The sequence below is a fragment of the Mucilaginibacter sp. SG564 genome, from assembly GCF_013149275.1.
Taxonomy (GTDB): domain Bacteria; phylum Bacteroidota; class Bacteroidia; order Sphingobacteriales; family Sphingobacteriaceae; genus Mucilaginibacter.
In genome coordinates this window covers 243,086-263,069 of sequence record NZ_JABGNA010000004.1, presented here as the reverse complement: position 1 = coordinate 263,069, position 19,984 = coordinate 243,086, and the positions used below count along the sequence as shown (strand labels likewise).

Below are 19,984 nucleotides of genomic sequence, written 5' to 3'. Positions count from 1 at the left end.
CATGATCAAAAGAATTACTGCCACCTTATCCTTTTTCCTACTCGGAGGCCTAACAGCTCTTCAGGCGCAAAATATCAAATTAGTCGACCCTTTAGAGCCCATATATCCCGATACCAACCACGTAGAACAATATAGCGCCAATTACCGCGAGGATTTCCCCCTGAACACCAATGCCGATGTTCATCTACTGATCGAAACTGCCCCGGGAAGCCCGATATCTGTATCCGCAGATATCAACAAGCGTCCTGTGCCGCTATCGGCCTGGAGCCAGCTGCTCGATGTTCCTGTAGAGCGGAATACCGGTTTAACCGGCCGTACCGAGATCTACAATCATCAGATCAACCCTTATGTTATCCGTCGTGCGCCTTTTCGTATTTACGAGGCCATACAGCCGCTTAAGCAAAATATGGTAGTAACCAGCAATAAGTTTACCGCTTTAAGGCTGAGCGTAGACCGGTCATTAATAGCTAAAGCAGGCGAATACACTTGCCATATCCTGGTTAAAGGAAAAGGCTGGCAGCGTAAGGCTTTGTTCACCATAAAAGTTTACCCGGTAAAGCTACCGTCTGTGGCCGATCAGCAATTTTTCTATACCAATTGGTTCAACATTGTACAAATGGAAAAACGGCAGCATGTGGAGCGCTGGACGAAAGACTGGTTTGCCATGCTCGATAAATACGCGCGCTTGATGGCGCATGGTCGCCAGAATTGTATCAATATTCCGGACGAACTATTGAGCTATCAAAATAACCATATCACCCTTGACGAAAAACGCTTACTGGATTTTATAGCTGTTTTCCGGAAATATGGTTTTAAATATTTTGAATCGCCACACATCATGTACCGCGGCGATAATGACGACTGGAACGATCCGGAATTGAAAGTTTTCCTCACCAAAAGAAGGTACCATACGCCCGAAGCCAAACTGGATGTGGATACCATGGTGCATCTGATCAAAAATTTCTGCGTTAAAAATAATCTGGAACACAGCTGGCTGCAACATATCTCCGACGAACCCAAACAGGTACAGGCCAAATGCTACCGCGAGATAGTGGCACAGATACGATCCATATATCCAACTATAAAAATAATAGAAGCCACAAACGATAGGGACAGCCTGGCAGGCAGTGTGGACCTGTGGTGCCCCACTATTGATGATTATCAGGAAAATCAGTCGTTTTTTGATGAACGGAAAAAGCACAACGAAAACGTATTGGTTTATACCTGTTTAACCCCCGGCGGCAAATGGCTCAACCGCACGCTCGATGAGGAAAGACTGCGGCAGGTATACTTTGGCTGGGCGGCCGCCAAATACCATACTTTAGGCTTTCTGCACTGGGGATTGAATCAGTACCATGTTCCCGATCCTTTGCAGCAAAGCGTGGTGCACCATTTTGCACCGGGCGCGGCACTCAATAATGAACTGCCGCCGGGGGATACCCATATTATTTATCCCGGTGCGGACGGGCCATTGTCGTCGCAGCGTTTTGAATCGCACCGGATTGGTGTTGAAGATTATGAACTCTTGCGGATGCTGCAAAGTACGGACAGCACAGCCGCGGCAGGTATCATCGCGCAGACTTTTACCAGCTATAATGATTACAACACATCTGTAAAAAAATACCGGCAGGCAAAGACCGGATTATTAAAAGCCTTATCCGTAAATTCAACTGAGCTTATCTCCAAATAATTGACTACCATGACGATATACTCCTGTAATCTGAAACGCGTATCCAAAGCCATGATCAGTTGTTTTATGCTGATAGGGCTATGTTTACCGGCTAACGCCCAAACCAAACCCCAGGCCGACTGGCTGCTTAACTCAAAACCTTATAAAGCAGTGATCAAACCCTCTGCTTCTGGCAAAGAGATCGTGCTGAATAATGGTTTAGTTAAAAGAACTTTCAGATTGAATCCTAATTTGGTTTGTACCGATTATACCAACCTGGTTAACGGGCAGCAACTGTTACGGTCGGTAAAGCCCGAGGCCCGTTTAACCATCAACGGCAAAAATTATAATGTGGGTGGATTGATCGGCCAGAAAGAGAACGCCTACCTTTTGCCTGAATGGATAGATAATTTCAGAGCCGGTAAAAATGATTTCCAGTTCAAACGTTTCGAGATCAAAGCGCTGGCTCCCAGGCTCAACTGGAAAAGTAAATTCTGGGCAAGTAACCACCAACAGCCCGGCGGTCAGCAGATCGATTTTTATTACCAGTCCAGCGCACCTGAGCTGGCCGGGCTGGAAGTTACCGTGAGCTATGAACTGTATGATGGTTTGCCCCTGATCATCAAATCGCTTAGCATCAATAACAAAGGTGATCGCTCATTTAAGATCAACCGGGTGGTTAATGAGATATTAGGTATGGTGGAAGAACAAAGCGCGGTAGTAGGTACACCCGCCAATATGACCAAGCCACAGGGCATATATTTTGAAACGAATTACGCCTTTAACAATGCCATGCGGTACGATCTGAGCGACCAGACCACACACTGGAAAGCCGATTCGACCTATACCTCGCAGGTAAACTTTGACTACCAGACGCCATGCCTGCTGGAGATCTACCCGGATAAAGCGCCCGGCATCGATCTGCAAAAAGGAGAGGTCTTTAACTCCGTACGCACCGATGAACTGCTGATGGATAGTTACGACCGGGAGCGACGGGGATTGGCCATCCGTACCATGTACAATACCGTAGCGCCCTGGACAACCGCCAACCCCATATTTATGCACCTGGTGAGCCGTAATGATGAGGAAGTGCGCACCGCGATTGACCAGTGCGCGGCAACCGGCTATGAAGCCGTAATCCTGAGCTTTGGCAGCCATTGCAATATGGAGGATACTTCTGCCGCGAATATCAAAAGATGGAAACAACTGGCCGCTTACGCGCACAACAGGGGGATATTTATAGGAGGATACTCCCTGTTTAGCTCGCGCAGGATAAGTGATGAGGATGATGTGATCGACCCGAAAACGGGTAAGCCGGGCGGTGCTTTCTTTACCAATGCGCCTTGTTTTGGCAGTAAATGGGGATTGGCTTATCGCGATAAGATCAAAACTTTTTACGCGCAAACCGATTTCGACATCTGGGAAAATGATGGTCCGTATCCCGGCGACGTATGCGCGTCGAATACCCATCCCGGGCATAAAGGACTGGACGATTCGCAATGGCGGCAAATGGAGATACAGAAGGAACTGTATCATTCCCTGCATCAAAAAGGGGTATACATCAACGCGCCCGACTGGTACTTTTTAGATGGTACCAACAAAATAGGCATCGGCTACCGCGAAGTAAATTTCTCGCTGCCCCGCGAAAACCAGATGATCCTGAACCGGCAGAATATTTTTGACGGCACCTGGGAAAAAACGCCATCCATGAGCTGGGGATTTGTACCCCTCACCAAATACCAGGGCGGTGGTCCGGAAGCGGTCTTAGAACCCTTGAAAGATCACCTCAAAGATTATGAACAACTGATGGCCCAGTATTATGGCGCAGGGGTACAGGCCTGCTATCGCGGTCCACGGTTGTATGATACCGAAGCCACGAAACAAACCGTTATCAAAGTGATTAACTGGTACAAAAAATACCGCGGCATCCTCAACTCGCAAATCATCCACCTGCGCCGCGCCGATGGCCGCGATTGGGACGGTATTTTACACGTAAACCCCAACCTGCAAACCAAAGGCATGCTGATGTTATACAACCCACTCAAGCAGACCATCACCCGTACTATTACGATTCCGCTGTATTATACCGGGCTAAGCAGCACGGCTATAGTGCAGGAGCAGGATGGTCCTGCTAAAAAGTACACGCTGAGCCGTGACTATAAAATAACCACCACTTTTACCATAAAACCCGAAAGCTACACCTGGGTGCAGATCAGGTAATTTTAGGAGTAAGGATTCGGGGAACAAGGAGCAAGGGCTTTTGGAATAAAGATAAAAGGTGTAAAGAGCAAAGGCTACTTTCATTTATGTTTTTATTGAGTTCTTTAATTTTTGTTCCCAAAGTCCTGGTTCCAAAAAATACTTTTTAAACTTTTCAAAACCCATCAAAAATTTGTTAAAAAGTGTTAAAATGGCGTTAAAGTTTAGTTAAAGTGGCCAAAAAGCAAGCGTTTTTACCCTGTTTTTAACTAAAAAAGTGTTAAAATTTAACGTTTAAAAAGTTCTCCTCAGCTGATCAGGATAAGAACGATGGCCAGCAATGCCGGCACCGCCTGAATAAAGAATATCTTTTTGGTTACAGTAAGTGCTCCATAGATACCGGCTACGGCTACACAAATCAGAAAAAACAGGGCAATATTGTTATGCCACTGTAAATCACTGATAAAGAATGTCCAAATCAAGCCTGCTGCCAAAAATCCGTTGTATAAACCTTGATTAGCGGCTAAAACTTTGCTCTTTTCCAGTTCTGCAAGAGGTTTATTGAAGGTTTTAGGTCCACGGGTTGTCCAGGCAAACATTTCCAGCCACAGTATATAACAATGAATAAAGGCTACCAGGCCAATAACTACCTTAATAATAAGATCCATAGGTTTAAATTATTTAAGTATAAATGTAGTAAAATGTGCATGATATATTACTCTGGGATTTTCGCTGTACCAATGTTACCCTTTACATTTATTCGGCTAGCCTTTTCTATAAAAATGAGTATATAGCTTATCTTTTTGCTAAATAAGCTTAATTATTGTAAGTATTATAATTGCTGCTGATAATTATCGAAATTTTTATTGGAAAGTATTATTTATATCAATCAAATTTGAAAATTATTTCATTTGTTCAAATACTTATTAAAAAAAATAAAAAAGATTGCTTAAAAATTCAAAATTAATTAATTATGTTTGAATAATAAGCAATTATTTATGGAAGATAGGCATAAGCAAATTAAAAGTGCCCAATTAAAGAGTGATATCTTAAAACAATTGTATTTTAAAAAATCGCTTTTATATAGCGAATTAAGCGCCATTTATAACAAAAGCATTCCTGTAATAAATAAAATAATAAATCAATTAATTAAAGAAGGGCTTGTAGCCGAGATTGGTTATGCTGCATCAAGTGGAGGAAGAAGGCCTTTGATGTATGCCGTAAAACCGGATGCCATGTATATCATGGCTATAGCGATGGATCAGTTTTCTACCCGTATGCTAATTGTGGATATGCATAATGACCCGGTAACGGAAGTTGAAATGATAGCATTGTCGTTAAATGCCAATCCCGATGCGTTGTCTCAATTGATCGGTCACATTAATGATTGCATCATAAAAAGCGGGCTCGATAAAGCTAAAATATTAGGTATTGGAATTGGCATGCCGGGATTTGTGAGTGTTTCTGATGGTATGAACTACTCTTACCTGGATACCGGTGGTGAAAAATTGACCGAGCATATTCAAAACGCAGTTGGTTTACCGGTATATATTGATAACGATTCGAGTTTAATTGCCCTCGCCGAACAAAAGTTTGGTGCAGCGCAATCAAGAGATCAGGCGATGGTTATTAACCTGGGGTGGGGTATTGGTCTTGGAATGATAGTTAACGGTGGCATTTTCAGGGGGAGCGATGGCTTTGCCGGAGAATTTAGCCACATTCCCATATCTGAAGATGGAACGTTGTGTCTTTGCGGAAAACAAGGGTGTCTGGAAGCCGAAGCATCCATGCTGGTTGTAACCAAAAAAGCGATTGAGGGGATTAAACAGGGCAAATTATCTTCCTTAAAATCATTCATTAACGAGCCCCTGGAAGTGATTGCGAAGGCCATATTTGATGCAATCAACATCGGTGATCAGTATGTTATAGATCTGCTTTCAGACGCTGGCTATAAAATAGGAAAGGCGCTGGCCATACTGATACATATTATGAACCCGCGCGCTATAGTTTTAAGCGGACGGGGTACAAAAGCTGCTAAAATAATGCTGGCTCCTATACAGCAGGCATTAAATAAATATTGCATTCCGCGTTTGGCGGCAAAAACGGAGTTGCTCATTTCATCGCTCGGTTTTGATGCTGAACTTTTAGGGGCAGCCGCTCTGGTCATAGAATATTTAGACGATCATATTTTAACTACACATTTTAATCAACAGCCTATGGATAAAACAAGCTAAGAAAAAACAACCCCAAAAATTCAAAATTACTATAACCGCTTAATCATGAAAAAAACATTACTCGCATTAATAATGCCTTGCTTGGCTATTGGAGTCAACACCCGCTCAATGGCAGGTGTTAGGGCAGCAGATTATCTGCATATTGTTAAAAATAATACCGGAGCCTTAAACGCGATCGACGCTATTAAAGGAACCGTGAAAGACGCCAGCGGACAACCGCTTATAGGCGTTAATGTACAGGTAAAAGGAACCAATCGCGGTACCCAAACCGATGTAAACGGTGCATTTACCGTTCAAGCCAGCACAGGCGAAATATTAGTTATCAGTTATATAGGCTACGCAAAAAAAGAAGTAACCGTAGCAGGCCCGGGAGTAGTTCTCAATATCGTACTCGCTGAAGATTCCAAAACACTGGGCGAAGTTGTGGTAACGGCTTTAGGTATCAAAAAATCCGAAAAATCAATTACTTACGCATCGCAACAAATTGGCGGCAGCGAACTTACCCGGGTAAAAAGTGATAACCTGATGAACTCCCTGAATGGTAAAATTTCGGGCGTTACCATTTCTCCAAGTGCTTCTGGTGTAGGTGGTTCGGCTAAGGTTATTTTACGTGGTAATAAATCGGCCGCGGGTAATAACCAGCCTTTATATGTAATTGATGGTATACCTATCTCCAATGGTTCCAACGCGAATGGACAACCCAATAATACTTTTGGAACCAGTATTGGACAAGGCGGTATGGCATCAGCGGCGTCTACCAATCAGGACGGCGGCGATGGTATATCAAACCTGAATCCAGATGATATCGAAAATATTACCATATTAAAAGGAGCTTCTGCTTCTGCATTATACGGTAGCCAGGCACAAAATGGTGTTATTCTGATCACCACCAAAAAAGGTAAGGCCGGAAAAACATCTATTAGCTTCACTTCGTCGGCCTCGGTTGATCATATTGCTTATAAGCCAGACTTTCAAAACTCATACGGACAAACTCCCGGGGGCGCTGATAGCTGGGGTGCAAAAATATCAGGTGGTCATGATAATCTTTCAGAGTTTTATCAGAACGGTACTAATTTTACTAATTCCATAAATCTTTCTGGTGGTTCCGAAATAGCGCAAACTTACTTTTCGTATGCAAATACAACCGCCCGAGGTGTTGAGCCGGGGAATAAGCTGGTTCGTAACAACCTTAACTTCCGCGAAACTGGTCACTTTTTAGATAATAAATTAACTGTTGACGGAAATATTACCTACGTTGACCAGAAAATAAACAATTCACCAGGTCTGGGTTTGTATTTAAATCCTTTAACCGGCTTGTATCTATTCCCGCGCGGGCGCGACATCCTTCCCTATAAAAATCAATTTGAATTGCCGCCGGTAGCAAATGTGGGTAATGGTGCGCCAACCCAAAACTGGCCTTTTAATGAAGATATCCAGCAAAATCCGTGGTGGACAACCCAAAGGGATCCAAATACGGCACAGCGTAACCGCATCCTGATAAACGGTAGTGTTAAATATGATTTCACCAAATGGTTGAGCCTGCAGGTTAGAGGAAATCTTGATCGTTTTAATGATGTTTATGAACAGGATCTGTATGCAGGTACTAATCCTGTTTATGCAAAGGCAAACGGGCAGTTTTTGTTAACCAATCAAACTACTGAGCAAAAATATGGCGATGCATTGTTAACTTTTACTGTGCCTGGTAAATCTGATTTTAAGGTTGATGGTATTTTGGGTGCAAGTATCACCGATTCCAGAACATCCGGCACAATTATAGGGCCCAATTCGTTAAATACATATAATGATCCGGGGCTTTTAATACCGAATGTGTTTTTACCAGAAAACCTTACCTCTGCTGAAGGAGCCCCGCCTGTTAATACGCTTCAGGCAAATCATAATCAAATACAATCGCTATTTGCTAACGCTAATATATCTTATAAAAACTGGGCTTTTTTAACGCTTACCGGCAGAAACGACTGGTCATCAAACCTGGCATTTACGCCTAATAGCTCATATTTTTATCCCTCGGCAGGTTTATCGTTTATCTTAAACCAAATGTTTGAATTGCCTAAAGCTATTTCTTACGCCAAAATCAGGGGTACCTATGCAGAAGTTGGTAATACTGTACCTCCATATGTAACTAATCCGTTAACACATATCAGCCCAGGTGGTGTAATTCTGAATTCTGTGGCTCCTTTTCCGGAGTTGAAACCCGAACGCACAAAATCGTTTGAATTGGGCTTTGATTCGCGCTTTTTTGAGGATGCCTTAACGGTTAATTTTACTTATTACAAATCCAATACAAGAAATCAATTTTTTAGTATCTCACCCTCCAGGGTAACTACTTATTCATTGGGTTATGTTAACGCTGGTAATATTCAAAACTCGGGTGTTGAGTTTATGGTGGCTTATGATATAATCAAAAACAGTTCCTTTACCTGGAATACTGCCTTCAATGGATCTACCTTTAATAATAAAGTGATTGATGTTGATTCAAAAGATGGTATCGATCAGTTTATCCTAACCACAAGTGCCAATAACTCCTATGAGTCTATATTGGCCAAAGGGGGCTCATATGGCGATATTTATGGTGTTACTTTAAAGCACGACGCGCAGGGCCGTATTATGGTTGGCACCGATGGAAAGCCAATAACAGAAGATGGGTTTAATTATATCGGCAATCCAAATCCTAAATTTCAATTAGGATGGAACAATACTTTCAACTATAAAAAATTCACTTTGAGTTTCCTAGTTGATGGCAAATTTGGCGGGCAAGTATTGTCATTGACACAGGCTGTAATGGATAAGTATGGTGTTTCGAAAGTAACAGGTGATGCGCGTAATGCAGGCAGCGTGCCAATTAATGGTGTTGATCCAACAGGTAAAGCAGTAAGCAGTGTTGATCCGAAATTGTGGTACACTACAATTGGTGGCCGTGATGGTATCTCAAGTCAATACATATACAGTGCTACCGTGGTACGTTTGCGTGAAGCTTCAATAGGTTATACCTTGCCGCTTACCGGTAGTGTATTTAAAAGTTTAAGACTTGCGTTAACGGGCAGGAATATATTGTACTTCCACAAAAAAGCGCCCTATGATCCGGAGGTTACCATGTCTACAGGTAATAGCCTTTCTGGTGTGGATACCTTTAACCAGCCGGCAACACGTAATATTGGTTTTAACCTGAATGTTACTTTATAAAATATTCAATTTAAAAATGAAAGTAATGAAAACACATTATAAATTAATTGCACGCTCAGGCTTTAACTATGGGATAGTCGGGCTGTTTGCAATGGTAATACTTACTTTTACCAGTTGTAAAAAGAATTTCGAAAAGTATAATACAGATAATACTGGTGTATCCAAATTTTCATCTGGTTTAATATTTCCCGGGTTGCAATACTCTGTTTTTAATGAAGAGGGAGGTTATCAGCTTGATCAGAACCTGAATGCTGACTGTTATGCGGGTTATATGATGTCGCCGAATCCATTCAGGGGAAATATTAACAACCTGAACTATAGTTTGGTTGATGGCTGGAACCAGCAGATTTTTATTGACTCTTACACTACGTCATTATTTGCAATAAATGGCATTGCCAAAACAGGGGCAAAGGCGAATCTCCCCGATTTCTGGGCAATAGCTTTGATTTTAAAGGTGGAGATTATGGATCGGGTAACCGATAAATTTGGACCAATCTCCTATAGTAAGGCCGCAACTTCCATATTGACTACGCCTTATGATAGTCAGCAAAGTGTTTATAATCGCTTTTTTATGGAACTGGACACCGCTACGGCTAATTTAAATACTTTTATAGCTGCTAATCCGGGTAAAACGCCATTTGCAACCTATGACAGGGTTTTTGGTGGCGATTATACCAAATGGCTCAAATTTGCCAACTCATTAAGATTGCGTTTAGCAATGCATCTTACCAAGGTAGATCTTGTAACAGCCAGGGCTCAGGGAGAAAAAGCACTAATAGCTCCCGGAGGGTTAATGACTACCAGCGATGATAACGCAGGTATTTCTGGCTCGGGGTACCACAACCCTCTTAATGTAATCACCACCGGCTGGACTGATATCGCGGCGGGAGCTTCATTACAATCATACCTGGTAGGTTATAAAGATCCACGATTGGCTAAGTATTTAAGTCCCGTAGTTACAGATCCTAAAGTGTCAGGCTCGCTGCCGGCAAGCTATGCCGGGCAGTATATAGGTATCCGTATTGGATCGGCTGTTACAGCAAAACCGGGTTATAATAGTTTTTCTACTTTAAATCCAAATACCGTTGTTGCATCAGGATCGCCTATGTTAATGATGACTGCTGCCGAAGCCTGGTTTCTGAAAGCAGAAGCTGCACTGCGTGGCTGGACAGGTGCCGGTGATGTGAAAACAAACTATGAAACTGGTATCAATACATCATTAGCGCAATGGGGTGTTTCAAATGCCGCTTATGTTAATGATGCTGCCAGTAAACCAAGTGATTATAAAGATCCTGTGAATTCGGCTAATAACGCCACTGCGGTTTCTAATATTACGATTGCCTGGAACGCAGGTGCTACCGATGAGCAAAAACTGGAGCGGATCATTACTCAGAAATGGCTGGCCATGTTCCCGGAAGGTCAGGAGGCGTGGACCGAATTTAGACGTACCGGCTATCCTAAATTGTTTACTGTTGTAAATAACAATAGTGGCGGAACAATTGATACGCAGACGCAGATCCGCAGATTGGCTTATCCCCGGGATGAGTATACTAAAAACGGAGCCGAAGTTCAAAAGGCCGTTACACTACTTGGTGGACCAGATAACGGTGGTACAAGGGTTTGGTGGGATGTCAACAAATCCAACTTTTAATCAAGGAGTTAAAGTTTATATAAAAAAAACAATGTTTAAAAAAGAGGCTGTATCATATTTTATGATACAGCCTCTTTTTTTTATTCAGATGTTTAGGTGATGTATACTTTTGGGTAGAATTGATTCTGAAAGTGGGTTTACATGGTTTACATAATTTAGGGTTAACATGTTATTATATTATTGATAATCAATTGATTGTGTATTTTTTCGTGCAAAAAGTGTAAACCCATTTTTTGTATACATGTAGTGGGTTAAAGTTTAGTTCAGCGCCAAGAGAAAGCTGTGGCACGGTTCCTTTTTTATGAAATGAATTTCATGTGTGTATTCTTTTTTTTGTTTCGTTTTATTTTAATTGTGTTTCGATTTGTGTTGTTTTGGTGCGAATTTTATTGAAAATGGAATTCTTTGTTCTCTTTTCGTGAAAAATTAATTATTAATCAGTTTTGTTTTGTTTCTAATTGTTATTATTTATAATTTTGATATGTGAATCGAAACTGATTGACAAAATAACGATAAAGATCATGACTGCAATTAACAGAAGCGATATTGTACAATCTATAACAGACTCTAATAAAATTTGGGATGTGGTTATAGTAGGCGGCGGAGCCACCGGTTTAGGTGCCGCAGTTGATGCCGCCGCTAGGGGCTATAAAACATTGCTATTGGAGCAAGCCGATTTTGCGAAAGGCACCTCAAGCCGAAGTACTAAACTGGTGCATGGTGGTGTGCGCTATCTTGCACAGGGTGATATTGGCCTGGTACGCGAAGCGTTGTATGAACGTGGTCTGTTGCTTAAAAATGCACCGCACCTGGTAAAAAACGAGTCGTTTGTTATTCCAAACTATGAATGGTGGGGTGGAGCTTTTTACACTATCGGCCTAACCATGTATGATCTGCTGGCCGGCAAGCTTGGTTTTGGCCGGGCAAAGCATATCTCCAAAAAAGAAGTGATCAGCAAGCTGCCAACCATCAATCAAAAAGGTTTACGGGGCGGGGTTGTATATCACGATGGCCAGTTTGATGACTCCCGGCTTGCTGTTAATCTGGCGCAAACCGCGCTTGAGCAGGGAGCTACCGTATTGAACTATTTCCGTGTAGTTAGCCTGATCAAAAACGATCAGCAGAAAATATCGGGGGTAATTACTACCGATATGGAAACCGACCAAACCTATACCATTAAATGTAAAACCGTTATTAACGCTACAGGTGTATTTGTTGATGACCTGCTGCAGATGGATAAACCCGGCAAAAAGCCCATGGTTAGGCCAAGCCAGGGCGTACACCTGGTGCTCGACCGGTCGTTTATGCCCGGTGAAGATGCCATCATGATCCCTAAAACAGAAGACGGTAGGGTGCTTTTTGCCGTTCCGTGGCATGATAAACTGGTAGTAGGTACAACAGATACTCCGCTGAATGAACATAGCCTGGAACCACGAGCCCTGGAAGAAGAGATCGACTTTATTATCCGTACGGCCGAAAAATATCTGTCTAAAGCCCCAACCCGCCATGATGTGCTCAGCGTATTCGCCGGTTTACGTCCATTGGCCGCTCCGGATGGCGATTCATCCAAAACAAAGGAAATCTCCCGTAGTCACAAATTATTGGTTTCCGATTCTGGCCTGATCACTATTACCGGTGGTAAATGGACAACCTACCGCAGGATGGGGCAAGATACCATTGATAAAGCGATTGAGGTAGGTAAATTGGATCCGAAGCCAAGTGTTACCAAAGACTTGTCGATACACGGCAGTAAACTCAATGTTGACAGGAACGATCATTTATATGTGTACGGCAGCGACGAAGCTCAACTGCTGGCCTTGGTAAATGAAAATGCCGAATGGGGTAAAAAAATGCACCCGGATATGCCTTACATACAGGCCGAAGTGGTATGGGGGGTAAGGCATGAAATGGCCCGCAATGTGGAAGATATCCTGGCTCGTCGTGTTCGATCATTATTCCTGAATGCCCGTGCCGCTATTGATATGGCCCCAATTGTAGCCAGTTTGATAGCTAAAGAACTCGATAAAGACGCCGCCTGGGAGAAGGAGCAGGTAGCATCTTTCACCGTTTTAGCCAACGGCTACCTGCTGGAGCCTTATCAGGCCAAAAAAGTATAAATAAATCAAGCCTCACCTAAACGGCGAAGCCCTCATGTAATAAAATCCTCTCTCCCGATAGCTATCGGGATGGAGAGGGCAGAGTGAGGCTAAATCAATTATTAATTATAAAACCAATGAAAAACGTAAATTATGGAAGATTACATTTTAGCATTAGACCAGGGAACTACCAGCTCAAGAGCTATAGTATTTGATCACAAGGGGCAAATTAAATCTGTTGCTCAAAAAGAATTTAAACAGATATTCCCGCAATCGGGTTGGGTTGAGCATGACCCGAACGAGATCTGGTCGACACAGGCCAGTGTAGCAGCAGAAGCCACCGTTAAGATGGGCATAAACGGTACCAATCTGAAAGCTATTGGCATCACCAACCAACGCGAAACGACTATTGTTTGGGATCGAAATACAGGTGAGCCGGTGTACAATGCCATCGTTTGGCAGGATCGGCGCACCGCTGCTTTTTGCGATAAATTAAAACATGATGGTCACGAAGATATGATCCGTTCCAAAACAGGACTCGTAATCGATGCCTATTTTTCCGGCTCAAAGATCAGGTGGATACTGGACAATGTAGAAGGCGCCCGTGCCAAAGCAGAGAAAGGCGAACTGGCTTTTGGTACCGTAGATAGCTGGCTGGTATGGAAATTTACCCGCGGACATGTACACATTACCGATGTTACCAATGCCTGCCGTACCATGCTGTTCAATATCCAGACCCAGGAATGGGATGATGAATTGATAGCTTTATTGGATATACCTAAAAGCATGCTGCCGGAAGTGAAACAATCCAGCGAGACATACGGCGAAACAGCAACCACTATTTTTGCTTCTAAAGTTCCGATCGCGGGTATTGCCGGCGATCAGCATGCCGCGCTCTTTGGGCAAATGTGTATCGAAAAAGCCATGGTTAAAAATACCTACGGAACAGGCTGTTTTATGCTGATGAATATCGGCGATCAGTTTATCGAATCAAAAAATAACCTGTTAACCACCATCGCCTGGAAAATTAACGGGAAAATACAATACGCTTTTGAGGGCAGCATATTTATCGGTGGGGCAGTAGTGCAATGGCTGCGTGATGGATTGGGTATCATCAAAACATCGGCAGATGTAGAAAAACTGGCTTTAGCTGTTGAAGATACACAGGGCGTATACTTTGTACCAGCCTTTGCTGGTTTGGGGGCACCCTACTGGAAGCCTGATGTGCGCGGAACTATAGTCGGTTTGAGTCGCGGAACTACGGCGTCGCACATTGCCCGTGCAGCATTGGAATCTATAGCTTATCAAACTATGGACGTACTCAAAGCGATGGAGGCTGATAGTGGGATGGAAATTAAAGAATTAAGGGTTGATGGTGGCGCTACAGCGAATGACCTGCTGATGCAGTTTCAATCGAACCTGTTGAATTGTAAGGTGATCAGGCCAAATGTAGTTGAAACGACAGCCCTGGGTGCTGCATACCTGGCAGGTTTAGCGGTTGGATATTGGGAGAGCGTAGAGGAGATACAACAGCTATGGAAATCAGAAAAAGAATTTACGCCGGAGGCTGATCTTTCTGAGATCAAAAAGGGTATCAAGGGTTGGAAAAAAGCGATTCATGCCGCGCAATCCTGGACCGATGAACTGCCTGAGGCTTAATTAACTTGATTATTCACCATTAATTTTAATATCAATATGTCACCATTCATAGCTGAGTTGTTGGGCACCATGTTGCTTATACTTTTAGGCGATGGCGTAGTTGCCAACGTTGTTTTAAATGATACCAAAGGGAATAATAGCGGTTGGATAGTTATTACCACTGCCTGGGGGCTGGCTGTTTTTGTAGGTGTGGTTGTAGCCGGGCCATATAGCGGGGCGCATTTAAATCCCGCGGTTACCATTGCGTTGGCCATTGCCGGTAAATTTGCCTGGGCAAGTGTGCCAACTTATATAGCTGCACAGCTTTTAGGAGCATGTTTGGGCGCTTTTTTAGTGTGGTTGATGTACTACGACCATTTTCAGCGCACCAATAACCCAGGCGGGATATTAGCCGTTTTTTGTACCGGACCTGCTGTGCGTAATTATAAATCAAACATAGCCAGCGAGATCATCGGCGCATTTGTACTGCTATTCACCATTTTTTATATCTCCGGGGCCGAGATCACCCCAAGCAAAACACCCGTCGGCTTAGGATCGGTAGGTGCCATACCTGTAGCCTTATTGGTTTGGGTAATTGGCTTATCGCTGGGTGGTACAACGGGCTATGCTATTAACCCTGCCCGCGACCTTGGGCCACGCATCATGCATGCTATCTTACCCATCAAAAGCAAGGGTACCAGCGACTGGGCGTATGCCTGGATACCTGTTATAGGTCCTGTAATTGGTGCCGCGATAGCTGCTTTTTTATATACCAGCCTAGCTATAGGGCATTAACATATAAACCAATTATTATTTCTTTTTAAAACCAGAGTTTTATGAAAACGATTTATAAAGGTGGCCTTTTGGCCATACTTGGGCTATGCCTTTGTCTTCAAAGCAGGGCCCAGGATACCACAGCAAGGAAAAAAGACTCAGTTGTTGTAAAAAAATACCGTCCGTTTGATGTTAACTTACAGGTAAGGTCGTTATATATATGGCGCGGGTTTAAAGTATCAAATGCGCCTATTACAGACGTAGATATGCACTACACCACCCGCGATGGTAGTTTTGCCGTTGGCCTATGGGGCGGTGCCGGTTTTACAGGCGATTACAAGGAGTTTGACTATTATGTAAGCTATAAGGATAAAAAATCAGGCTTTAGTGCTTCGGTATGGGATATCAACAACTTTACCAATTACCCCAATGCCGATCTGTTTAACTATAACAAAGCCAGCACATCGCACTTTATTGATGTTACGGTAGGTTACCAGTTTAAGGATTCGTTTCCTTTGAGTATTAACTGGAGCACTATCGTGCAGGGCCGGGATACCTATGTTAAAAGCAATGGCGATTTAGGCAATGCCTACTCCAATTACGTGATACTGGATTACAGGCTATGGAAAGAAGGAACCTCCGATCTGCATATTTTTGCGGCAGGCGCATTTGCTTTTGGCCGTGACCAAAATTTTTACGGATCAAAGCCCAATATTGTTAATGCCGGTTTAACGCTGAATAAGGAACTGGTACTTTTTAACTATCACCTGCCAATTTCGGCTACGGCAATGTTTAGTCCGGAGCATAAATACGGGGCATTGCAATTGGTTATGAATGTTTTTTAAATGATTGAGGTCTGTTGAGAGTAATAGACATATACATTAATAATATCACAAAAAGGGTGACAGCCTTTCTTGGCAAATGTCTAATCAGGGGCTATTACTCTGTTGAGGGGATTAGAAAGACGGTGTTAATATTATCTCCGCTTTTGCGATGATGCCCGGGCAATCAGTTCGGTTTCTACCAGTTCTGTAGTAAACTCCTCAACAGGCCATTTACTTTCAATGGTCTTGATCAGCATTTCGGTAGCCAATTGCCCTATTTGAAATGCCGGTTGACGTACTACAGTTAGCGGCGGATCAAAAAGCTCGGCCACGTCGGAGTTGGTGAAGCCGGCGATGGCTATATCGTCAGGAACTTTAACACCCAGCTTTTTGAGTATATGCATGCAGCTGATGGTAAGGCGGTCGCTGCCGATGAAAATGGCTTCCGGGGGCTCGTTCAGGTTTAAGAGCTCTTTAATGGCCAATTCTACCTCATCTTGTATCATGCCTCCATGATTACAGTGTTTTAAATAACCAGGTTTAAAATCAAGATTATACTTGTCGAGGGCTGCCTTAAAACCATTGAATCTTTCTTTGCTGATGAGTAGGTTGTTAGAGCTGGTTATGTGAGCTATTTTTCTGAAACCCATATTGATCAGGAGTTCGGCAGCATCAAAGGATCCCTGAAAGTTGTTGGCTATTACTTTATGGGTGTCAACATCAGCCGCAACCCGGTCGAAAAATACAATGGGGAATCCTTTTTCATGCAGATATTTGTACTGGGAAGTATCAGTTGATTCGGCAGATAAGGAAACCAGCAGACCATCCACATGCCTGGACAACAGGTGCTTCACATTGGTGCACTCCCTGTCGAACGATTCATGGGTTTGTGTAATGGTAACATGATAGCCACGGTTATAAGCGATTGACTCAATACCATTAATAGCCTGCGAAAAATAGGTATTGGCCACTTCGGGTACCACAACACCAATAGAGTGACTCTTTTGTTCTTTTAAACTAAGCGCTATAGGATTTGGCCGGTAATTAACTTTTTCGGCATATTCCAGTACCAGTTTTTTGGTTTCGGCACCTATTTCATAGCTCCCGTTCAATGCTCTTGATACTGTTGATGTCGACAGACCCAGCGCCTTGGCTATATCTTTTATGGTATAAGATTCAAACATAATTTAGCTTACTGGTATTTCAAGAGGCCAGCTTAGTGTTGGTTTACAATAAGGGTACACTGTTAATTGGCTAAGTTAGTGTAAAATTACAGATCTCTCGTGTCAATTCAGATACATTTGAATTCACTAAACCGTGCAAACGTTTCCGGGAACGTTTGCACGGTTTTAATACCGCATATCTTTTTTTTATTAGCTACTTGTACTTAATCTTGTTTAGTAATTGAGCTTTACTGTTAATAGGAAATGCTCAGTATACCAATAGCAATAAACCAACTATAATCGATAAATTCATCTTTTTATTGAATACATGATCTTATCCAGATATAATTTAAACAAAATCAGTTTGCCGGTATCAGGCCTGCCGGATACACAAATATTTGAACTTCCTGAAAAGGTATTACAATTTGGTACCGGGGTACTTTTACGCGGCTTACCCGATTATTTTATTGATAAAGCCAATAGTAATGGTGTTTTTAATGGTAGGATAGTAGTGGTGAAATCAACCGATACAGGTTCGGCAAGTGATTTTGATAAACAGGATGGTTTATATACTATTTATACAAAAGGTATTGCAAATGGTCAGGAAATAAATGAGCAGGTTATATGCTCGGCCATCAGTCGTGTATTATCTGCTACAATCGACTGGGCTGCTATCCTGGAGGTGGCTCAGAGCCCTCATTTGCAGGTGATCATCTCCAATACTACAGAGGTTGGTATTAAATTGGTAAAAGAAGACATCAGCAAGCATCCCCCGGAATCCTATCCTGGAAAATTACTGGCTGTATTGTATAAACGATATCAGGCTTTTAATGGTAGTGCTGATAGCGGGCTGGTTATTATTCCCACGGAGCTAATAACGGATAATGGTAAAAAGTTAGAGTCCATAGTACTTGAACTGGCGCATCTGAACAAGTTGGAACCCGCTTTTATGGATTGGTTGGAAAGTCATAACCATTTTTGTAATTCCCTGGTTGACCGTATTGTTCCAGGCAGGCCAGATAAGGTATTGAATGATGAGCTGGAAGCAAAAAGTGGCTATACAGATAATCTAAGTATCATAGCAGAGCCCTATAGCCTATGGGCCATTGAAGGAGACGATCATATCAGGTTGGTGTTATCATTTCATGAGGTTGATGAAAGTGTTGTTATAACTTCTGATATTGAATTATTCAGGGAGCTTAAATTACGTTTACTAAATGGTACACATACTTTAAGCTGTGCCTGGGCCATTTTGCAGGGTTTTGCCACGGTAAAGGAAGCCATGAGCAATGAAACCTTTATCAATTTTATCACGCCCTTGATGTATGAGGAGATATTGCCCGCCATCCCCTATAAAATCGATGAAAATATAGCAACAGATTTTGCAGGTAAGGTGCTCGACAGGTTCCGTAATCCCTACATCAGGCATGAATGGTTGAGTATTTCAGTACAATACACTACTAAGATCAAAATGAGGGTGGTCCCTTTATTATTAAACTACTATAAGCTAAACAGTTCGATCCCCGAACATATGGTGCTTGGTTTTGCTGCCTACATCAGGTTCATGCAGATCAAATTAAGTAACGATGGCCATTACACCGGGAAAATGAACGGGCTGGAGTATCGGGTTACCGATAGCTTTGCCGAATACTTTGCCACGGTTTGGGCAAATTCTGAAACCAATGTAGCCATACATCAGATACTGACTAATACCGAGCTTTGGGATGCCGATCTTACCGCCTTATCAGGATTCGAAGATGCTATAATTGAACGGTTTCGCAGTTTCAAATAGGGTAGCGGGTCATGTTAATTTTTGCCGGGCTGTAACAAATTTTTGGCATACATCATCTAAGCGTTAAAGTAAAGGCAATCACCATACTAAACTGCATGAAGCTGAAAAAAATATCCTGGATTTCCATTGTTATTTTTGCCATCGTAATAGGCCTTTACCCGCTTGCCTATTACTTTACGGATATAAAGACCAACGGCTTGCTCAGCACCAAACCCCGCGAATTATTAAGTAATTCCGTATGGTATGCAGCGTTTTATACGCATATTACCTTTGGTGGTATTGCCCTGCTAACCGGTTGGAGCCAGTTTAGCAACAAACTGCGCCAAAAATATTTGAGCACGCATCGCCTGGTTGGCAAAATTTATGTTATTGCCGTTACGCTGAGTAGCATCAGTGGTTTATTTATCGCTTTTTTTGCAACCGGGGGCATTGGTAATGTGCTGGGCTTTGGCATATTAGCTATGTTATGGTTTATAAGTGTGTTTAATGCTTATACCAGCATCCTGAAAAGGGATGTATACCGGCATGAAAACTGGATGATACGCAATTACGCGCTCACTTTGGCCGCGGTTACTTTACGCATTTGGTTGCCTTTATTATCTGCTTTTGTTTTCCACGATTTTATACCCGCTTACCGTATAGTATCCTGGTTGTGCTGGGTACCTAATTTGATCATTGCCGAGATCATCATCAGCAAAAGATCCGCAAAACAAGAGCAGATCCTTCAGACTATATAAGCTTTC

13 protein-coding genes are annotated in these 19,984 nt (G+C 42.7%); 11 read left to right on the top strand and 2 right to left on the bottom strand.

Annotation, left to right across the window (positions count from 1 at the left end; genetic code table 11):
- Position 1: 1 nt before the first annotated feature.
- Together FHW89_RS11030 and FHW89_RS11025 are read left to right on the top strand one after the other, a co-directional pair.
- Positions 2–1,690: a DUF4091 domain-containing protein gene (locus tag FHW89_RS11030; RefSeq protein WP_172335091.1), complete on the top strand. Its 1,689-nt coding sequence runs from the start codon at positions 2–4 to the stop codon at positions 1,688–1,690.
- Between the two features lie 9 nt (positions 1,691–1,699).
- Positions 1,700–3,889: an alpha-galactosidase gene (locus tag FHW89_RS11025; RefSeq protein ID WP_216650540.1), complete on the top strand. Its 2,190-nt coding sequence runs from the start codon at positions 1,700–1,702 to the stop codon at positions 3,887–3,889.
- 287 nt (positions 3,890–4,176) lie between these two features.
- Here the strand turns inward: FHW89_RS11025 and FHW89_RS11020 are convergent, their stop codons facing one another.
- Entirely contained in the window at positions 4,177–4,536 is a 360-nt protein-coding gene (locus FHW89_RS11020; RefSeq protein WP_172335090.1) for a DUF1304 domain-containing protein, read from the bottom strand.
- A gap of 330 nt (positions 4,537–4,866) precedes the next feature.
- Here FHW89_RS11020 and FHW89_RS11015 point away from each other — a divergent pair, with 330 nt between their 5' ends.
- The 7 genes from FHW89_RS11015 (at position 4,867) to FHW89_RS10985 (ending at position 16,307) form a co-directional block, all read left to right on the top strand.
- Positions 4,867–6,102: an ROK family protein gene (locus FHW89_RS11015; protein WP_172335089.1), complete on the top strand. Its 1,236-nt coding sequence runs from the start codon at positions 4,867–4,869 to the stop codon at positions 6,100–6,102.
- 45 nt (positions 6,103–6,147) lie between these two features.
- Positions 6,148–9,303, top strand: a complete 3,156-nt coding sequence (locus FHW89_RS11010) for a SusC/RagA family TonB-linked outer membrane protein (protein ID WP_172335088.1) — start codon at positions 6,148–6,150, stop codon at positions 9,301–9,303.
- A 25-nt stretch (positions 9,304–9,328) separates the two neighbouring features.
- On the top strand, positions 9,329–10,954 hold the full coding sequence (locus FHW89_RS11005) for a SusD/RagB family nutrient-binding outer membrane lipoprotein (RefSeq protein ID WP_172335087.1): 1,626 nt from the start codon (positions 9,329–9,331) through the stop codon (positions 10,952–10,954).
- Positions 10,955–11,475: 521 nt separating this feature from the next.
- A complete protein-coding gene (locus tag FHW89_RS11000) occupies positions 11,476–13,071 on the top strand; it encodes a glycerol-3-phosphate dehydrogenase/oxidase (RefSeq protein WP_172335086.1) in 1,596 nt (531 codons plus the stop codon).
- Between the two features lie 132 nt (positions 13,072–13,203).
- Positions 13,204–14,709, top strand: coding sequence for a glycerol kinase GlpK (gene glpK / locus FHW89_RS10995; RefSeq protein WP_172335085.1), 1,506 nt, complete (start codon positions 13,204–13,206; stop codon positions 14,707–14,709).
- 36 nt (positions 14,710–14,745) lie between these two features.
- A complete protein-coding gene (locus FHW89_RS10990) occupies positions 14,746–15,483 on the top strand; it encodes an MIP/aquaporin family protein (protein ID WP_172335084.1) in 738 nt (245 codons plus the stop codon).
- 41 nt (positions 15,484–15,524) lie between these two features.
- Positions 15,525–16,307 carry a hypothetical protein gene (locus tag FHW89_RS10985; RefSeq protein WP_172335083.1) on the top strand — a complete coding sequence of 261 codons (783 nt, stop codon included), beginning with the start codon at positions 15,525–15,527 and terminating at the stop codon, positions 16,305–16,307.
- Positions 16,308–16,438: 131 nt separating this feature from the next.
- Here the strand turns inward: FHW89_RS10985 and FHW89_RS10980 are convergent, their stop codons facing one another.
- Positions 16,439–17,470, bottom strand: coding sequence for a LacI family DNA-binding transcriptional regulator (locus FHW89_RS10980; RefSeq protein WP_172335082.1), 1,032 nt, complete (start codon positions 17,468–17,470; stop codon positions 16,439–16,441).
- A gap of 307 nt (positions 17,471–17,777) precedes the next feature.
- Here FHW89_RS10980 and FHW89_RS10975 point away from each other — a divergent pair, with 307 nt between their 5' ends.
- Entirely contained in the window at positions 17,778–19,241 is a 1,464-nt protein-coding gene (locus FHW89_RS10975) for a tagaturonate reductase (RefSeq protein WP_172335081.1), read from the top strand.
- 95 nt (positions 19,242–19,336) lie between these two features.
- Positions 19,337–19,978 carry a DUF2306 domain-containing protein gene (locus FHW89_RS10970; RefSeq protein ID WP_172335080.1) on the top strand — a complete coding sequence of 214 codons (642 nt, stop codon included), beginning with the start codon at positions 19,337–19,339 and terminating at the stop codon, positions 19,976–19,978.
- Positions 19,979–19,984 lie beyond the last annotated feature (6 nt).